This window comes from Aeromonas sp. 2HA2 (genome assembly GCF_029237345.1).
Classification (GTDB): domain Bacteria; phylum Pseudomonadota; class Gammaproteobacteria; order Enterobacterales; family Aeromonadaceae; genus Aeromonas; species Aeromonas salmonicida.
Genome location: NZ_JAACGB010000006.1, coordinates 132,519 through 149,140 on the forward strand (window position 1 = coordinate 132,519; position 16,622 = coordinate 149,140).

At 62.2% G+C, this 16,622-nt stretch carries 15 protein-coding genes; 4 read left to right on the top strand and 11 right to left on the bottom strand.

Features of this window, described 5'->3' with window-relative positions:
• Positions 1-170: 170 nt before the first annotated feature.
• Positions 171-1,091 carry a LysR family transcriptional regulator gene (locus GWQ29_RS10425; RefSeq protein ID WP_275919374.1) on the bottom strand — a complete coding sequence of 307 codons (921 nt, stop codon included), beginning with the start codon at positions 1,089-1,091 and terminating at the stop codon, positions 171-173.
• Positions 1,092-1,281: 190 nt separating this feature from the next.
• Here GWQ29_RS10425 and GWQ29_RS10430 point away from each other — a divergent pair, with 190 nt between their 5' ends.
• Positions 1,282-2,676 (top strand): MFS transporter, encoded by a 1,395-nt coding sequence (locus GWQ29_RS10430; protein ID WP_275919375.1) that lies wholly within the window; start codon positions 1,282-1,284, stop codon positions 2,674-2,676.
• Positions 2,677-2,749: 73 nt separating this feature from the next.
• On the opposite strand, the gene hslU is transcribed toward GWQ29_RS10430, so the two are convergent.
• The 4 genes from hslU to argS form a co-directional block, all read right to left on the bottom strand.
• Positions 2,750-4,078 carry an HslU--HslV peptidase ATPase subunit gene (gene hslU / locus GWQ29_RS10435; RefSeq protein ID WP_005318386.1) on the bottom strand — a complete coding sequence of 443 codons (1,329 nt, stop codon included), beginning with the start codon at positions 4,076-4,078 and terminating at the stop codon, positions 2,750-2,752.
• Positions 4,079-4,142: 64 nt separating this feature from the next.
• On the bottom strand, positions 4,143-4,676 hold the full coding sequence (gene hslV / locus GWQ29_RS10440) for an ATP-dependent protease subunit HslV (protein ID WP_005318389.1): 534 nt from the start codon (positions 4,674-4,676) through the stop codon (positions 4,143-4,145).
• A 191-nt stretch (positions 4,677-4,867) separates the two neighbouring features.
• On the bottom strand, positions 4,868-5,695 hold the full coding sequence (locus tag GWQ29_RS10445) for an SPOR domain-containing protein (protein WP_275919376.1): 828 nt from the start codon (positions 5,693-5,695) through the stop codon (positions 4,868-4,870).
• A 3-nt stretch (positions 5,696-5,698) separates the two neighbouring features.
• Complete coding sequence (gene argS, locus GWQ29_RS10450; RefSeq protein WP_058395123.1) at positions 5,699-7,444, bottom strand: arginine--tRNA ligase; 1,746 nt, start codon at positions 7,442-7,444, stop codon at positions 5,699-5,701.
• Positions 7,445-7,757: 313 nt separating this feature from the next.
• Here argS and GWQ29_RS10455 point away from each other — a divergent pair, with 313 nt between their 5' ends.
• The 3 genes from GWQ29_RS10455 to GWQ29_RS10465 all read left to right on the top strand — a co-directional run bounded on the left by GWQ29_RS10455 (position 7,758) and on the right by GWQ29_RS10465 (position 9,696).
• Positions 7,758-8,324: an LON peptidase substrate-binding domain-containing protein gene (locus tag GWQ29_RS10455; protein WP_021138448.1), complete on the top strand. Its 567-nt coding sequence runs from the start codon at positions 7,758-7,760 to the stop codon at positions 8,322-8,324.
• A gap of 132 nt (positions 8,325-8,456) precedes the next feature.
• Positions 8,457-9,026 carry a sigma-70 family RNA polymerase sigma factor gene (locus tag GWQ29_RS10460; protein WP_275919377.1) on the top strand — a complete coding sequence of 190 codons (570 nt, stop codon included), beginning with the start codon at positions 8,457-8,459 and terminating at the stop codon, positions 9,024-9,026.
• Positions 9,019-9,696, top strand: a complete 678-nt coding sequence (locus tag GWQ29_RS10465) for a ChrR family anti-sigma-E factor (protein WP_275919378.1) — start codon at positions 9,019-9,021, stop codon at positions 9,694-9,696. Before GWQ29_RS10460 ends, GWQ29_RS10465 begins: the two co-directional genes overlap by 8 nt.
• Positions 9,697-9,759: 63 nt before the next feature.
• Here the strand turns inward: GWQ29_RS10465 and bacA are convergent, their stop codons facing one another.
• From bacA to galE, 6 genes are all read right to left on the bottom strand, one after another.
• A complete protein-coding gene (gene bacA, locus GWQ29_RS10470; RefSeq protein WP_021141140.1) occupies positions 9,760-10,575 on the bottom strand; it encodes an undecaprenyl-diphosphate phosphatase in 816 nt (271 codons plus the stop codon).
• A 271-nt stretch (positions 10,576-10,846) separates the two neighbouring features.
• The gene (locus tag GWQ29_RS10475; RefSeq protein WP_275919379.1) at positions 10,847-11,842 is read right to left on the bottom strand and encodes an aldo/keto reductase; all 996 of its coding nucleotides are present in this window, start codon (positions 11,840-11,842) and stop codon (positions 10,847-10,849) included.
• A gap of 182 nt (positions 11,843-12,024) precedes the next feature.
• Positions 12,025-13,005, bottom strand: coding sequence for a galactose-1-epimerase (gene galM, locus GWQ29_RS10480; protein WP_265422522.1), 981 nt, complete (start codon positions 13,003-13,005; stop codon positions 12,025-12,027).
• A gap of 186 nt (positions 13,006-13,191) precedes the next feature.
• Positions 13,192-14,340: a galactokinase gene (gene galK / locus GWQ29_RS10485; RefSeq protein WP_059168213.1), complete on the bottom strand. Its 1,149-nt coding sequence runs from the start codon at positions 14,338-14,340 to the stop codon at positions 13,192-13,194.
• Positions 14,337-15,395: a UDP-glucose--hexose-1-phosphate uridylyltransferase gene (locus GWQ29_RS10490; RefSeq protein ID WP_275919380.1), complete on the bottom strand. Its 1,059-nt coding sequence runs from the start codon at positions 15,393-15,395 to the stop codon at positions 14,337-14,339. Before GWQ29_RS10490 ends, galK begins: the two co-directional genes overlap by 4 nt.
• Positions 15,396-15,477: 82 nt before the next feature.
• A complete protein-coding gene (galE, locus tag GWQ29_RS10495) occupies positions 15,478-16,491 on the bottom strand; it encodes a UDP-glucose 4-epimerase GalE (protein ID WP_275919381.1) in 1,014 nt (337 codons plus the stop codon).
• Positions 16,492-16,622 lie beyond the last annotated feature (131 nt).

The following is a 16,622-nucleotide window of genomic DNA, read 5'->3' on the forward strand; positions in this document are numbered from 1 at the left end:
GAGGGAAGGGGCGGGCCGATCTTTTTTTGAACAAGGGGTGAGCGGCGCCTCGCGGCTCTGTGTGACGGAGGGAAAATGCGGGTTCAGCGGGCCGGAGCCCTCGGGATCCCGGGCAGCCGCGCCGTGCTCCCCGGGTGGCCAGGAGGCGGATTTGCCTGCCGCCGGGGGGATCAGCTGTCCCTGATGTCCCCTCCATAGGGTGCCTGGGCGCAGGTTTCGCGGATGACGGTGCGCAACCAGCGGTGGGCCGGATCGGCGTCCAGCCGTGGGTGCCAGAGCAGGGCCAGGGTGATCCCGGGCAGGGGAAAGGGCAGGGGCAGAGTCACCAGATCGGCGTGCAGGGAGGCGCAGTGCAGGGCTGGCACGGTCGCTACCAGATCGCTGCCCCGCACCAGCGCCAGCGCAGTGGCAAACCCCGGCACCAGGGTGGCGATGGCACGCTCCAGTTTCAGGGCGGCGAGCGCCTCGTCGACGGGGCCGCGCTCCTGCCCGCGCCGCGACACCAGCACATGGCGGGCGGCGGCATAGCGGGCGGCGGTCAGGGGCTCCTCGCACAGTGGATGGCCCGGCCGTACCACGGCGACGAAGCGATCCTGAAACAGCGCCTGGGTGCGCAGCTCGGGCGCCGTATTGGTGCCGATCACGCCGGTTTCAAAATCCAGCTCACCGCTGCGCAGGGGCTGACTCTCCTTGTCGGGCTTGGCCATGAAATGCAGCCGCACCCCGGGCGCCTCGGCTGCGAGCCGCGCCAGCAGGGCCGCCCCGACACTCTCCACGAAACCGTCGCTGGATCTGAGACGAAAGGTGCGCACCAGGTGGGCCGGATCTATCTCCTGCTGGGGGCGCAGTACGGCCTCGGCCTCCTGCACCAGCTGGCTGACCCGCTCGCGCAGGGCCAGCGCGCGTGGTGTTGGCACCAGCCCCCGGCCCGCGCGCACCAGCAGCGGATCCCCAGTGGTGTCACGCAGGCGGGCCAGTGCCCGGCTCATGGCGGAGGGGCTGAGTTTCAGCCGCCTGGCCGCCCCGGCCACGCTGCCCTCATCGAGCAGCGCATCCAGGGTCAGCAGCAGATTGAAATCGGGGGTGGTCATGGTCGTGCCCTCGCCGAGCCGGGTGTTAGGGGTGACCAACCTGATGGCGGTCGGTTGGATTCATCATACGCGAGAATCCGGCTCTTCATATGGCGTGCCGTGCAGCTATAAGTTGCAAGCCGTGCGTCTTCCGCCAGATACACGCTCTGACTAGCCTTGTCGGCATCATAGTTCGCCGGAGGTCATGCCCATGTCACATTCCATCACAATCCCGACGCCTTTTGCCCGCCGTGCTGGCCTGCTGGCGCTCGGTCTTGCCACCCTGTTGCCCATGCTGGCGGGGAGCATGGCCAACATGGTACTGCCCGCGTTGGGGCAGGTGTTTGCCGTCCCCTTTGCCAGTGTGCAATGGGTACTGGTGGCCTATCTGCTGGGGATCACCTGCCTGACAGTGGTGGCTGGCAGGCTTGGGGACAGGTTTGGCCGGCGGCGTTTACTGCTTTGGGGCATGGCGTTGTTTGCATTGGCGTCCCTGCTGTGCGCCCTGGCTCCCACCATAGGTTGGCTGATTGCGGCGCGCGTCCTGCAGGGAGCCGGTGCTGCCTGCATGCTCTCTCTGGCGCTCGCCATAGTGGGGCAGCTGGTGCCACCAGAGCGGCGTGGCTGGAGCATGGGACTGCTCGGTACCCTGTCGGCCTGCGGCACAGCCCTTGGCCCTTCGTTCGGCGGCCTGTTGATCGGTGCGTTTGGCTGGCAGGCTCCCTTTCTGTTGCTGGTGCCCGTCAGCCTGCTGGCACTGGGTGCCGGCATGCTGGGTCTGCCACCTGAGGGCGCTTTGCCACAAAGAGAGAGGGTGAACCTGGCGAGTCTGTCGATGCTGGTGATGGCGCTGCTCTGCTACGGGCTGGCGCTGACCTCGGGAGGGACTTTGGCGCTGGGGTTGTGGGCGGGGGCTCTGCTTGTCACTGCACTGTTCATTCGCCGCGAGCGCCTCGACCCATCTCCCCTGTTGCCACTGGTGCTGTTGGCCGAACCCAGGCTCAGGGGCGGCTTGCTCGCCAGTGCCCTGGTGGCCAGCGTCATGGTGGTGACACTGCTGATCGGCCCCTTCTACCTGCGCGGCGTGTTTGACCTCGATATGGCGACGGTCGGGCTCATGATCTCGGGGGGACCCCTGCTGGCCGCCTTGACGGGTATGCCTGCCGGCTGGCTGGTGGACAGGTTTGGCGTGCTATGGGTCGTTCGGCTGGGGTTGGCTGTCATGGTCATAGCAGCCCTTGGACTGGCAACCCTGACGGCGGGATATGGTCCGCTCGGCTATCTGTTGCCCATACTGCTGCTGACGGCCGGTTATGCATTGTTCCAGACCGCCAACAACAGTGCCGTGGTCGGTGGGGCGAGTGAGCAGGTACGGGGGGCAGTAGCGGGCTTGTTGACCCTGTCGCGCAATCTGGGTCAGCTGACGGGAGCAGCCGGGCTCGGTGGCCTGTTTGCCACTCTGGTGGGGACGCACAATCTGAGCATGGCCATGCCGACCGATCTGGTGTTCGGTACTCAGGTTACCTTTGCCCTGACCGGCCTGCTCACAGGGTTGGCGCTATGGCTGGTGGGGCGCAGACGAGAGGAGGCGCTGGCGGTGGTGTGAGGATCATGAGACACAAAAAAGACGCCTCCATAGTGGAGGCGTCCAGAATAGTCAGTGCTGTGCCGAGACTCGCTTACAGGATAAAGCGGCTCAGGTCCTCATCTTCAATCAACTTGCCGAGGTGAGCGTTGACGTAGTCGGTGTCGATCACGAAGGTCTCGCCGGACTTCTCGGAGGCATCGAAGGAGATGTCTTCCATCAGTCGCTCCATCACGGTATGCAGGCGACGGGCACCTATGTTCTCGGTGCGCTCGTTGACCTGCCAGGCAGCTTCGGCCAGACGACGGATGCCATCCTTGGTGAACTCGATATTGACCCCTTCGGTGGCCATCAGCGCCTTGTACTGATCGGTCAGGGAGGCGTTCGGCTCGGTCAGGATGCGCTCGAAGTCATCTGTGGTGAGCGCGGTCAGCTCGACCCGGATCGGCAGACGACCCTGCAGCTCGGGGATGAGATCCGACGGGCGGGCGACCTGGAAGGCGCCGGAGGCGACGAACAGGATATGGTCGGTCTTGACCATGCCGTGCTTGGTGTTGACGGTACAGCCTTCCACCAGCGGCAACAGGTCGCGCTGTACCCCTTCACGGGAAACGTCCGGGCCTGAGCTCTCGCCGCGTTTGCAGATCTTGTCGATTTCGTCGAGGAAGACGATGCCGTTGTTCTCGACCGCTGCTATGGCTTTTTGCTTCAGCTCTTCCGGGTTGACCAGACGAGCGGCTTCCTCTTCGATCAGCGCCTTCATGGCCTCTTTGACCTTGATCTTGCGCTTCTTCTTCTGGTTCTGGCCCAGGTTCTGGAACAGCCCCTGCAGCTGGTTGGCCATCTCTTCCATGCCCGGTGGTGTCATGATCTCGACACCCATCGGGGAGGCTGAGAGCTCCAGTTCGATCTCCTTGTCATCCAGCTGACCTTCCCGCAGTTTCTTGCGGAAGATCTGGCGGGTGTTGGAGTTGTCGGCTTTCTCTTCCTCACCCCAGGTGTTGCGCGGGTTGGGCAGCAGGGCGTCGAGGATGCGCTCTTCGGCGGCCTCCTCGGCGCGGTATTTCATCTTCTCCATCTCGGTCTCGCGCACCAGCTTGATGGCGACATCGGTCAGGTCGCGGATGATGCTGTCCACTTCCTTGCCCACATAGCCCACCTCGGTGAACTTGGTCGCTTCCACCTTGATGAAGGGCGCGTTGGCCAGCTTGGCCAGACGACGGGCGATCTCGGTCTTGCCGACACCGGTAGGGCCTATCATCAGGATGTTTTTCGGGGTCACTTCATGGCGCATCTCTTCACCGAGCTGCATCCGGCGCCAGCGGTTGCGCAGGGCAACGGCGACGGCGCGTTTGGCATCGGCCTGACCAATGATGTGTCGGTCCAGCTCGTGAACGATTTCTCTCGGGGTCATCTCGGACATGATGGCGTTCCTGTATCCGGGGCGGGCAGGGCCCACCCCTTCGAAAATGGGTTACTTGGCTGGCTTATTTAGCTGAATAATCCAGCACTTCTATGGTGTGGTTGCCGTTGGTGAAGACGCAGATGTCGCCCGCAATCTTGAGGGACTTCTCGACTATGGTTTTGGCATCCAGCTCGGTGTTTTCCAGCAGGGCGATGGCCGCGGACTGGGCGAAGTTGCCGCCCGAGCCGATGGCGATGAGATCCTGCTCCGGCTGCACCACGTCACCGTTGCCGGTGATGATGAAGGATTTGTGTTCGTCAGCGACCGCCAGCAGGGCTTCGAGGCGGCGCAGGGCGCGATCGGTGCGCCAGTCTTTGGCCAGCGCCACGGCGGCGCGTTCCAGATTACCCTGATGGGCCTGCAGTTTGGCTTCGAAGCGTTCGAGCAGAGTGAAGGCATCGGCAGTACCGCCAGCGAAACCCGCCAGCACCTTGCCGTTATAGAGACGATGAACCTTGCGGGCATTGCCCTTCATGACGGTGTTGCCGAGGGATACCTGGCCATCACCACCGATCACGACCTGACCGTTGCGGCGAACTGAAACTATGGTAGTCACTTTACTTACCTCGCTTGAGCCGAATAACGGCCTGACTGTGCATGGCAAGAAAGATGGGGATGCCTGCCTGGCTTTTCAACCCTGGGGGAGTATCCGAAGCGGGTCGACCTCTATCGAGACTTGGTGGCGCAGAAAAGAGAAAGGGCCGGGTCTGTCGACCCGGCCCTTTCTCAAGGTTCCCCTGACAGGGTTCACCCCTTCTTGGGGATGCAACCGCTGATGCCAGCGCTTTGCAGCTTGCGGTTGGCCGCATCTGTGGCTGCCTTGCCGCTGAACGGACCCACCATCACCTTGTAGACGGCACCACCGGCCCCGTTGACAACTTGCAGGCTGGAGGAGAGCCCGGCGGTGAAGGCGATACGGGCCTTGAGCGATTCGGCAGAATCCTGCGAACGCAGGGCGGCGCACTGCATCATGTAGCGTCCGCTGTCGTCGCCCGTGGCTGCCGCAACTTGTGGTTTGGGCGCAGCGGCCCGCTCACGTTCCAGTTCTGCACGGATCTCGCGCTCCATCCGCTCCCGGTCCGCCTGACGATCGATCACCTGCTCCTGGGCGCTGGCCACAGGGGCGGGTTTGGCCGGTTGAACCGGTTGCGGCTTGTAGGGCTGCACCTGACCAATGGGCGTACCCGGTTGGGGGATGTCGGTCGGCACCGGCTGCGGCAGTTTCTCCGGCTGCAGGGTGAGCGTCTCCGCCGGTGGTGGCGGCAACACGCCTGGCTGGGGAGGTGGCGCTATGACATCGACCTGCTTGTTTTCGAGTCGTTCGATATAGCTCCACTTCTCCTGAGGCAGACCATTGTTCTGCGTCTTGGGCTTGTTGGCCTTGACCTGTTCTTCAATGGTGGGGGCGTCGTTGCCCTTGCCATTGATCATGTAAAGGAAGCCGCCGAAACCTGCCAGCAGCGCCCCGGCCAGCAGTGCCGGGATAACAGGAAAGCGGCGAGGTGCCGCTTTCTTGGTGTTACGACCACCGGCCCGTCTTCTCGGGCTGTTGCCGACGTAATCCCGGGTTGCCATCTATTACATGCGCTCCAGGGTATGAATGCCCAGCACGCCCAGACCCAGTTTCAGGACCTTGGCAGTGGCGGCGCACAGCAGCAGGCGGCTCTGGCGGGTGGCTTCATCGACGCCATCCTTGTTGATCGGACAGGCTTCGTAGAAGGTCATGAAGTTGCCTGACAGCTCATACAGATAGGTACAGAGCAGGTGCGGCATGCCTTTGTCGGCAACGCCGTTGACCGCGTCGGAGAACTGGATCAGCTTCTGGGCCAGCACCTCTTCCGCCTCTTCGTTCAGGGTCACGTTGCCAATAAGCGTGCTGGCATCGATGTTGGCTTTGCGGAAGATGGACTGGATGCGGGTGTAGGCATACTGCAGGTATGGCGCAGTGTTGCCTTCAAACGACAGCATCATGTCCCAGTCGAAGATGTAGTCTGTGGTGCGGTTCTTGGAGAGATCCGCATACTTGACCGCGCCCATGGCGATGGCGTTGACCACGTTGGCCTTCTCTTCTGCAGAGAGGTCGCTGTTGCGGCTCTCCAGCAGGGCGGCGGCGCGCTCTTCCGCTTCATTGAGCAGGTCAACCAGCTTGACGGTACCACCGGAACGGGTCTTGTAGGGACGGCCATCCTTGCCCAGCATCATGCCGAAGGCGTGGTGCTCGAGGGGCACGGATTCCGGTACATAGCCCGCCTTGCGGGTGATGGTCCAGGCCTGCATCAGATGCTGGTGCTGACGGGAGTCGATGAAATACATGACCCGGTCGGCGCCCAGGGTTTCATAACGGTATTTGGCGCAGGCGATGTCGGTGGTGGTGTAGAGGAAACCTCCATCGCTCTTCTGGATGATGACGCCCATGGGCTCGCCATCCTTGTTCTTGAATTCGTCCAGGAAGACAACGGTGGCGCCTTCGCTCTCGACTGCCAGCCCTTTGGCTTTCAGGTCGGTGACGATTTGGGGCAGCATGTCGTTGTACATGGACTCGCCCATGATGTCCTTGTTGGTCAGGGAGACATTCAGGCGGTCGTAGTTGATCTGGTTCTGTTCCATGGTCATGTCGACCAGCTTCTTCCACATGGTGCGGCAGTACTCATCGCCACCTTGCAGCTTGACCACGTAGTTGCGCGCACGCTCGGCGAAGGCTTCGTCTTCGTCGTAGCAACGCTTGGCCTGGGTGTAGAAGGCTTCCAGATCCTTGAGCGCCATGTCGCTGGCGTGCTCGTTGGCCATCTTCTCCAGATAGGCGATCAGCATGCCGAACTGGGTACCCCAGTCACCAATGTGGTTGGCGCGCACAACGTTATGGCCGAGGAACTCCAGAGCACGAGCGGCCACATCACCGAGCACGGTAGAGCGGATGTGGTGCACGGCCATCTCTTTGGCGACGTTCGGCGCCGAGTAGTCCACCACCACGGTCTGCGGCGTCGGCAGCTTCACGTTGGCGTTGGCGCTGGTCACCATGGCCTCGACCTGGCCGGCCAGCCAGCGCTGGTCGAAGAAGAAGTTGATGAAGCCGGGACCGGCGATCTCGACCTTGGCGATCAGATCCGAGGCGGGCAGGTTTTCAATGATGGCAGCGGCCAGCTCACGGGGATTCTTGCGGGCCGGTTTGGCCAGCAGCATGGCCAGGTTGGTGGCCAGGTCACCGTGAGCCTTCTCCTTGCATCGGTCTACTTGCACCCGGGCTTCCAGGTCCGCCGGCAAGACGCCTGCTGACTTGAGATTGGCTACCGTTTGTTCAAGTAGATGATGAATATGCTCTTTCATAACTGACCACCAAGGTTGCGCGTCGAAAAATGACTGATATATAAGGGCGTGAATTTTACCCGCATCGGCCCGAGAAAACTATAGGGACGGCCCGCCAGAGTTGGTCGGGCGGATATTTCACTGCATTTGCTACCACTATCCAGAATATTCACTGGGATAAGCGGTGCTTATCCATTTCTACTGCATATCGAATCGGGTTGTCCAGGCTATTTTCCCCTGATTGTTAAGGGTTTTTCTATTCCAACTGGCACTCAATGATCTGCTCTGGTGCGGCCGTCGTATCAAGAAGCATCTCCAACAGAGGAATAACCTGATGAAACTGGCGCTGTTTCCCCTCTCGGCTCACCTGCTGCCCGGTGGCATCATGCCGCTGCGCATCTTCGAGCCCAGATACCAGCGCATGATCGCCGAGGCGGGAGATCAGGGCTTTGTGCTCTGCATGCTCGACCCCCGTCAGCCCGATGCGCTGCGCAACATGTACCCCATCGCTACCCGGGTGCGAATAGTCGATTTCGATCAACTGCCGGACGGTCTGCTGGGCATTACAGTGCTCGGCATGGAACGGGTCAGGATCGTCGATCTGTGGCAGGAGTCCGACGGGCTGAGAGTCGGCGAGGTGGAACTGCTGCCGCTCTGGCAGACAGGACGACTCAATGCCGACCAGCACTCCCTGGTCAGTGCATTGCAGGAGGTGTTCAACGACTACCCGGAGTATGCGGCGCTCTACCACAACCCCGACTGGGATGATGCCAGCTGGGTGGCCCAGCGCTGGCTGGAGGTGTTGCCCATTCCCGTGGAGCAGAAGCAGTGGCTGCTGGCGGCGGAGAACAACCTGCCCGCGCTTTCCCTGCTGAGCGGCCTGCTGGTTGCCACTCATTGAGCGCGAATGTGCGACCCAGGGGTGATCCTTTTTCCGCGTCAGGCGTAATGGTGATGACCACAACATTCAAGGTATGGCGCAATGGCATATACTGGCCAACCCCAATCGACTCTGCGCAGGATATCGCCCCCCATGGACAATCCAGATGGCGATCTGAAGTCTCTTCTCATCCGGGTGGCCGAACATGCCGACAAGGCCGCGTTTGCCACTCTGTTCAATCACTTTGCGCCGCGCATTCGCAGCTACGGCCTGCGTCACCTCGGCAGCGAGGCCAACGCCATGGAACTGGTACAGGAGACCATGCTGCTGGTGTGGCAGAAGGCTCGTCTCTACCATCCCGAGAAGGGGGCACCAACCACCTGGATCTACACCGTCATGCGCAACCAGAGCTTCGACATGCTGCGCCGCCGCCGCGCCAGCAAGGAGGATCTCTGCGCCGAGGAGTTGTGGCCCATGCTGGAGTTCAGAGCGGAAGAGGAGCATCTGAGCGGTGGTGAGGATGCGGTGCTGACCCGTCAGATGGCGCACTATCTTGCCACCCTGCCGGAACCGCAACAGCAGGTGGTGCGCGGCATCTATCTGCAGGAGTTCTCCCAGCAGGAGCTGGCGGAGCGACTCGGCGTGCCCCTTGGCACCATCAAATCTCGCCTCAGACTGGCATTACAGAAATTGAAAGAGCAAGTGGAGCAAGGCCATGATTAAAACCCATCCGACTCACGCCATGTTGCGCGCCTTCGCTGCCGACGAGCTGCCCCTGCCGCTGGCCGTCGGTGTCTCTGCCCATTGTGAGCTCTGCCCCGAGTGTGCTGCCAGTCTGCGAGCCTGCGAAGAGGAACTGGCTCGCCAGTATCTGGAGCCGACCGAGCAGCCAGTCGAGGTGAGCGAGCCCATGCCAGCGGTACTCGACGCCGTACTGGCCGGCATATTGCAGCAGCCAGTGACCAGCCAGGCCGAGCTCGGCCAACCGGCGCCGTCTACCCCCGAATTGCAGGTAGCCGGCCATTCATACCGCCTGCCCCGGGCACTTGCCCGTCACCATGCCCCCAAGTGGCGCCATATCGGTGCCATTCGCCAACACAGTTTGCCGCTGGACGAGATGGGGGCCCGCGCCAGTCTGCTTCACATCGAGGCCGGTGGTCGTATCCCCGAGCACACCCATCAGGGCTATGAGCTGACCCTGTTGCTGGCGGGCAACATGCAGGATGGTGACACCTGCTATCAGGCGGGGGACTTCATCTGGCGCGATGCCAGCCATGCCCACAGCCCGCATACACCGGATGGTTGCCTCTGCTACACGGTGCAGGATGCGCCGGTCCAGTTCACCAAGGGACTGTCGCGGCTGCTCAACGGCATCACCCATCGTCTCTATTGAGGTGGGGCAGCAATAGAAAAAGGGACCGAAAGGTCCCTTTTTCATTCGGCTATTTGCCTGTCATCAGGCAACAAACACCAGGTAGACGGCGAAGGCCACGATGAAGCGGTAGATGGCGAACGGGATGAAGTCGAGGCGACGGATCAGCGCCAGGAAGGTCTTGATGGCAATCATGGCGACCACGAAGGCAGTGATGAACCCCACCGCAAACATGGGAAAGTCGGCCATGGAGAGGAGGTCGCGGCTCTTGTAGAGATCCAGCCCGCTTGCCGCCACCATCATGGGCACCGCCAGAATGAAGGAAAACTCGGCTGCTGCCTGACGGCTGATCCCCATCAGCATGCCGCCGCTGATGGTGGCACCGGAGCGGGAGAAACCGGGCCAGAGCGCCAGACACTGGAACAGACCTATGCCGAACGCCTGCTTGTAGCTGATGTCATCCAGGGTCTCGGAGCGTACCGCCGGACGAAACTTCTCGGCGATGATCAGCAAGATGCCGCCGGCAACCAGGGCGTACATCACGGTTTCCGGTCCGAACAGGTTGGCCTTGATCCAGCTGTGAATCCCCAAGCCGATGATCACGGCGGGCAGCATGCCGAGGATGATGTGCACCAGGGAGAGGGTGGCGTGATCCTGAGGTGGTTTCTGGCCAAAGTGGATGCCAATCAAGCCAAACAGGCGGCGCCAGAAGACGGCCACGACAGCGAGAATGGAGCCCATCTGGATCACCACTTCGAAGGTGGCGGCCTTGGGCCCTTCGAAGCCCAGCAGGTGGCCGACGATGATCATGTGGCCGGTCGAGGAAACGGGCAGAAACTCGGTCAGGCCCTCTACTATGCCCAGCACAAAGGCGACAAACAGGGCGTAAGACTCTGTCATGGTTCAGATCTCTTGGTTGATTGGTCCGGATAAGGTCAACCCCGAGCTGGGTCGGGGTGGCCAATGATGGAGGAAAACCGGGCAGGCAACCAGAAAATATTGGGGCGCTGTGAGGGGCTGTCGTCATACAGGGTTGCCAGATCCCATCCTGCTCCTCCCTTGCCAGGGGAGGGGGCCCGTCTCTCGGGGAAGGTGCCGTCGTCACGTCCCTCTTGTCCACGCCGATGCAGCAGTGGCTCCTCCCCCTTGCAAGGGAGGCGGCGGGAAAGGGTCAGGCCAGGGTCGTCTCTATCTGCCGTTGCAACGGCTCATCCAGCGGGGGTAAGGCGAGGGCATAGACAGCGTTCACTATCTGCTCGGGGCTGCTGGCGCCAATCAGGGCGCAGCTCACCACGGGATCGCGCAGCACCCACTGCAGCGCCAGTTGTGACAGATCCTGTCCTCGCTGCTGCGCCAGGGTGTGCAGGGCCCGGATCCTGGCCAGCGTGTCCGGAGTGATCTGTTCCGGCTTGAGAAAGGGGCTACCGCTGGCGGCACGGGAATCCGCCGGTATGCCCGCCAGATAACGGTCGCTGAGCAGGCCGCCAGCCAGTGGCGAAAAGGCCACCACTCCCACGCCTTGCTCGCGGCAGACCGGCAGGGTTTCGGCCTCTATTTCCCGCTGGAACAGGGAGTATTTGAGCTGATTGACCAGGCAGGGAGTCCCGAGTTCGGCCAGCCGGCTCGCCGCCCGGGCGGCCAGTTCGGCCGGATAGTTGGAAAGACCGACATAGAGCGCCTTGCCCTGACGCACCATGAGCGCCAGTGCCTGGCAGGTTTCTTCCAGAGGGGTGCGGGGATCCGGCCTGTGGTGATAGAAGATGTCCAGGTAGTCGAGTCCGAGCCGGCGCAGGCTCTGGTGCAGGCTGGCAAACAGATACTTGGCGCTGCCGCCATCGCCGTAGGGGCCGTCCCACATCACATAACCCGCCTTGCTGGCGATGATCAGCTCGTCTCTGTAAGGAGCCAGACTGCGTTTGAGCACGCCGCCGAAGGTGGTCTCGGCGGAGCCGGGGGGCGGCCCGTAGTTGTTGGCCAGATCGAAGTGGGTGATGCCCAGATCGAATGCCTGATGCACCATGGCCTTCACCCTGGCGGGATCGCTGCCCTCGCCGAAGTTGTGCCACAGCCCCAGCCCTATGCTGGGCAGGCGCAGGCCGTGGCGGCCGACGGATCGATAGGGTTGGCGCTGGTAACGGTCGGGGGCGGCCAGGTAGTTGTCATCCATAAAGACTCCTGAATCGGCTCGATAACTGTCAGTGTGCTGTCATGCCCGGTGTCGTTGGCCAAAGCTCCCACCCTTGCCAGAAGAAAGGGCGCACACAAAGCGCTTCCCTGACAGAGGGGGTGTCAGCCGGTTCCTCCCCTGACAGAGGGGCGGTCGGGAGAATGACGCCACCAGCACCTGTTTTAGTCTGCGGGGATAAAACGGTAACGGGTCTGGTGACGATAGTGCTGGCCCGGCAGCAGCCAGGGATCACCGAGCGCTGGCCGGTTGGGACTGTCCGGCAGCTGCTGCGCTTCAAGGCAAAAGCCGTCGTAATCCTGATGGGGCTGACCGCTGCGGTTCGGCGTGTTGGCCAGCCAGTTGCCGGTGTAGAACTGCAACGAAGGCTGGTTGGTATAGACCTCCATCGTCAGCTGTTTATCCCCCGACACCACCTGCGCTGCTCGCCCCTGTTCAGGACCATTGAGGAGAAAAGCGTGATCGTACCCCTTGGCCTGCCGTTGCTGGGGGTGGCTCAGCCAATCCAGGCCTATGGGACGTGCAACCCGCAGATCGAAGGGACCTTCCACTGGCACAATGGTCAGCGGCAGGCCGCTGCCGTCGGTAGGCAGGAAGTAGTCGGCATTGAGACTGATGGCATGGTCGCGCACATCGCCGCCCTTGCTGCCCCCATCCAGATTGAAATAGGCGTGGCTGGTGAGGCTGACCGGAGTAGGGGCATCTGTGCTGGCTCTGAACTCCACCACCAGGTCGTACTGTTCCAGTCGATATTCCATCGTCACCCGCAAGTTGCCGGGAAAGCCCTGATCCCCTGCCTTTGACAGCAGGACGAGTTTGACCCGATCCGACTCCTGTTCCTTGATCTGCCAGATCCTGTGATGAAACCCCTCCTGTCCACCGTGCAGGCAGTGAGGCGGTTGATTGGCATCCAGAGCCCAGTGCTGGCCATCACGCACCAGCTCTGCCCCGCCGATACGGTTGGCAAAACGGCCTGCGACGGCGCCCAGCCACACCTGTTGCGCGGGATAGGCTTCATCGGCGCAGCCCAGCAGCACTTCACGCCTTGAGCCTGCCACCGGCAGGGTGAGGGAGGTGAGGGTGGCGCCAAAATCGAGGCCGCGCAGGCGCAGCCCTTCTTCATTTTCCAGCTCGAATGGTGTCATGGCTTGCCTGCCCCTGTGCCTGTATGGGTACGGCAGACAGGACTGTCAGTCGTGATGATCGGGTGCATACCGTCATGGGGTGTGAATGCTGTCATAGCTTGCCCGCTCCTGTGCTTGTATGGGTACGGCAGACATGGCTGTCAGTCGTGATGATCGGGTGCATACCGTCATGCGGAGTGAAGGCTGTCATAGCTTGCCCGCTCCTGCACTGGCGCGGCAGACATAGCTGTCGGCCTTGATGCCGAAGCGGGCCGGGTACTCGGCGTCGACGGCGGCAATCACCTCGGCGACCTGCGCCGGGCGGAGCAGGGCAACCACGCAGCCACCGAAGCCGCCACCCGTCATCCGCACACCGCCTTCGCGGCCAAGCTTGGTTTTTATGATCTCCACCAGACCGTCGATGGGGGGCACTGTGATTTCGAAGTCATCGCGCATGGCGGCGTGGGACTCGGCCATCAGTTGGCCGAGGCGTACCAGGTCGCCGGACTCCAGCGCATCGGCAGCGGCCAGAGTACGGGTGTTGTCGCCCACCACATGGCGGGCGCGGCGGTAACAGACCTCATCCAGTCCGGCTTTGCCTGCTTCCAGTGCAGCCAAGTCCAGATCCCGCAGTGCCTTGACCCCGTAGTGGCGGGCGGCGGTTTCACACTGCTGGCGGCGGGTGTTGTACTCGCTGTCCACCAGACCGCGGCGCACGTTGGAGTTGACGATCAGCACCGCCAGGTCGGATGGCATGGGAATAAGGCGGGTTTCGAGCGAGCGGCAGTCGAGCAGCAGGGCGTGATCCTGCTTGCCGCTAGCGGAGATCATTTGATCCATGATGCCGCAGTTGCAACCGACGAACTGGTTCTCCGCCTGCTGACCGTTGAGGGCAATCTCGGCCTGGCTGATGTGAAGCCCCAGCGCCTCCTTGAAAGCCTGGCCTATGGCCACTTCCAGCGAGGCGGACGATGAAAGACCTGCCCCCTGCGGCACGTTGCCCGATACCACCAGATTGAGACCGTGCAAGGCCTGGCCGCGCTCCTGCAGGTACTTCACCACACCGCGTACATAGTCGCTCCAACGTTGGCTGGGGTGGTGCTCTATGGGCTGGTGCAGGTCGAACAGGTCGCGCTGGTTGTCGTAATCGGCGGCGATCACCTGCACCTGACTGTCGCTGCGCAGACCGATGGCGACACAGGTTTCGTAGTCGATGGCGCAGGGCAGTACGAAGCCGTCGTTATAGTCGGTGTGCTCGCCGATGAGATTGACGCGGCCGGGGGCGCGCACCAGCAGGTCAGGTTGCTGTTCGAACTGCTCGACAAAAACGGCGCTGACGCGTTGGCTGGGGGTCATAGGGCCTCCTCATTGACTTGGCTGGTGTGTTTGTAGTGGATTGGACTGAGTGCGCGAAGTCGTTCTGCTGCTTGTTCCGGCGTCAGATCGCGCTGGGTCTCTGCCAGCATCTCGAAGCCCACCATAAATTTGCGCACTGTGGCGGAGCGCAGCAGCGGCGGATAGAAGTGGGCGTGCAGTTGCCAGGCCTCGGGGCAGTCTGAATAGGGCGGGGCGAAGTGCCAGCCCATGGAGTAGGGAAAGCTGCACTCGAACAGATTGTCGTAACGGCTGGTGAGCTCCTTGAGCGCCACCGCCAGATCCTGCTGCAGCTCGGGGGTGAGGCCGAGCAGGGAGGGCACATGGGTCTTGGGCAGCAGCAGGGTTTCGAACGGCCAGGCGGCCCAGAAAGGAACGACTGCCAGCCAGTGTGCGGTTTCCACTACGATGCGGGTGCGATCCGCCAGCTCCCGCTCCACATATTCGACCAGCAGCGGGCGGCCGTGCTCGGCCAGCCAGTTGCGCTGGTGTTGCTCTTCGCGGGCGATCTCGTTGGGCAGAAAGTCGCTGCCCCAGAGCTGGCCATGGGGATGGGGGTTGGAGCAGCCCATGACGGCGCCCTTGTTTTCAAACACCTGCACCCATTGCCACTGGCTCGACAGCTCGGCCACCTGTTCCATCCAGGTGGTGATCACTGCCTCTATGGCGGGCAGCGGCAGCTCGGGCAGTGTCTTGCCGTGATCCGGCGAGAAGCAGATGACCCGGCTGGTGCCGCGGGCGGCTTCCAGTTTCAGCAGGGGATCCTGGTCGCCGCGGGTGGCCGGTGTGTCTTGCATCAGGGCGGCGAAGTCGTTGGTGAAGACGAAGGTGCCCTGATAGTCCGGGTTCTTGTCGCCGGTGACGCGCTGGTTGCCCGCACAGAGGAAGCAATCCGGATCGTGGGACTGGCTCGGCGCTTGACTGACCTTCTCGACCTGACCCTGCCAGGGGCGCTTGGCCCTGTGGGGGGAGACCAGCACATATTGACCGGTCAGCGGGTTGAAACGACGGTGGGGGTGATCAACCGGGTTGAACATCATCACTCCTCATTACCTGATGAAATGGATGGGGTGGCCGCCAACGGGGCCTGGAAGAGAGGGCGAGCGGCGCTGTGCATGCTTACGCCTCGTATCCCCGTGGATTTCTGGACTGCCAGCGCCAGCTGTCGGCGCACATGGTTGCGAGGTCACGGCTGGCGCGCCAGTTCAGCTCGCGTTCTGCTTTGCCCGGGTCGGCCCAGCACTCGGCGATGTCGCCAGGGCGTCTTGGTTCGATGCGGCAGGGTAGCGGTTGACCGGACGCGGCTTCGAATGCCGCGACCATCTGCAGCACGCTCTGGCCCTGACCCGTGCCCAGGTTGTAGATATGTACGCCGCCCTGACGGGCGCAATGCTGCAGCGCTTTGACATGCCCCTCGGCGACATCCATCACATGGATGTAATCGCGCACGCCAGTGCCATCTATGGTGGGGTAATCGTTTCCAAAGACGGAGAGACAGTCACGACGACCGATGGCGACCTGGGTCAGAAAGGGCATCAGATTGTTGGGGATACCCTGGGGATCCTCCCCCATGGTGCCGGACTCGTGGGCCCCGACCGGGTTGAAGTAGCGCAGCAGCGTCATACTCCAGTGCGGTTCGGCCCGGTGCAGATCCTCGAGGATCTCTTCGATGATCAGTTTTGATCGACCATAGGGATTGGTGGCGCTGCGGGGGAAGTCTTCCCGGATGGGCGTGCTGGCCGGATCACCATAGACGGTGGCCGAGGAGCTGAAGACCAGGCTGTTGACCCCCGCGCGTTTCATCGCCTGCAGCAGGGTGAGGGTGCCAGCGAGGTTGTTTTCATAGTATTCGAGGGGAAGGCGGGTCGATTCACCGACCGCCTTGAGGGCGGCAAAATGGATCACTGCCTCTATCTGCTGTTCGGCGAAGATGCGATCCAGCAGTGCCGGGTCACGTATGTCCCCCTGATAGAAGAGGGGGGCACACCCGCTGATGGCGGCGATGCGGGCCAGCACGCCCACCTTGCTGTTGCAAAGATTATCCACCACCACAGGCTCCATCCCCGCGGTCTGCAGGGCCAGGCAGGTGTGGCTGCCAATATAGCCGCAGCCGCCGGTGACCAGTACTTTCATCCTCTTCTCCATGCTGAAAAAAGCCTGTGAAGGAGTTTAGCCGAGCCCCTGACGAGCAAACTGTGAACTGCTTAACAAAAGCATGTAAACGATTACACTCGTGTGGGTGGTTATAAATTACACGACTTGGC

Excerpts from the sequence above, each read along its gene's own strand:
- GWQ29_RS10460 (WP_275919377.1), top strand. The coding sequence starts at position 8,457 with ATGGACAATCCAGATGGCGATCTGAAGTCTCTTCTCATCCGGGTGGCC.
- GWQ29_RS10490 (WP_275919380.1), bottom strand. The coding sequence starts at position 15,395 with ATGTTCAACCCGGTTGATCACCCCCACCGTCGTTTCAACCCGCTGACC.
- GWQ29_RS10430 (WP_275919375.1), top strand. The coding sequence starts at position 1,282 with ATGTCACATTCCATCACAATCCCGACGCCTTTTGCCCGCCGTGCTGGC.
- galM (WP_265422522.1), bottom strand. The coding sequence starts at position 13,005 with ATGACACCATTCGAGCTGGAAAATGAAGAAGGGCTGCGCCTGCGCGGC.
- galE (WP_275919381.1), bottom strand. The coding sequence starts at position 16,491 with ATGAAAGTACTGGTCACCGGCGGCTGCGGCTATATTGGCAGCCACACC.
- GWQ29_RS10465 (WP_275919378.1), top strand. The coding sequence starts at position 9,019 with ATGATTAAAACCCATCCGACTCACGCCATGTTGCGCGCCTTCGCTGCC.
- GWQ29_RS10445 (WP_275919376.1), bottom strand. The coding sequence starts at position 5,695 with ATGGCAACCCGGGATTACGTCGGCAACAGCCCGAGAAGACGGGCCGGT.
- GWQ29_RS10425 (WP_275919374.1), bottom strand. The coding sequence starts at position 1,091 with ATGACCACCCCCGATTTCAATCTGCTGCTGACCCTGGATGCGCTGCTC.
- GWQ29_RS10455 (WP_021138448.1), top strand. The coding sequence starts at position 7,758 with ATGAAACTGGCGCTGTTTCCCCTCTCGGCTCACCTGCTGCCCGGTGGC.
- hslU (WP_005318386.1), bottom strand. The coding sequence starts at position 4,078 with ATGTCCGAGATGACCCCGAGAGAAATCGTTCACGAGCTGGACCGACAC.
- GWQ29_RS10475 (WP_275919379.1), bottom strand. The coding sequence starts at position 11,842 with ATGGATGACAACTACCTGGCCGCCCCCGACCGTTACCAGCGCCAACCC.
- galK (WP_059168213.1), bottom strand. The coding sequence starts at position 14,340 with ATGACCCCCAGCCAACGCGTCAGCGCCGTTTTTGTCGAGCAGTTCGAA.
- bacA (WP_021141140.1), bottom strand. The coding sequence starts at position 10,575 with ATGACAGAGTCTTACGCCCTGTTTGTCGCCTTTGTGCTGGGCATAGTA.
- argS (WP_058395123.1), bottom strand. The coding sequence starts at position 7,444 with ATGAAAGAGCATATTCATCATCTACTTGAACAAACGGTAGCCAATCTC.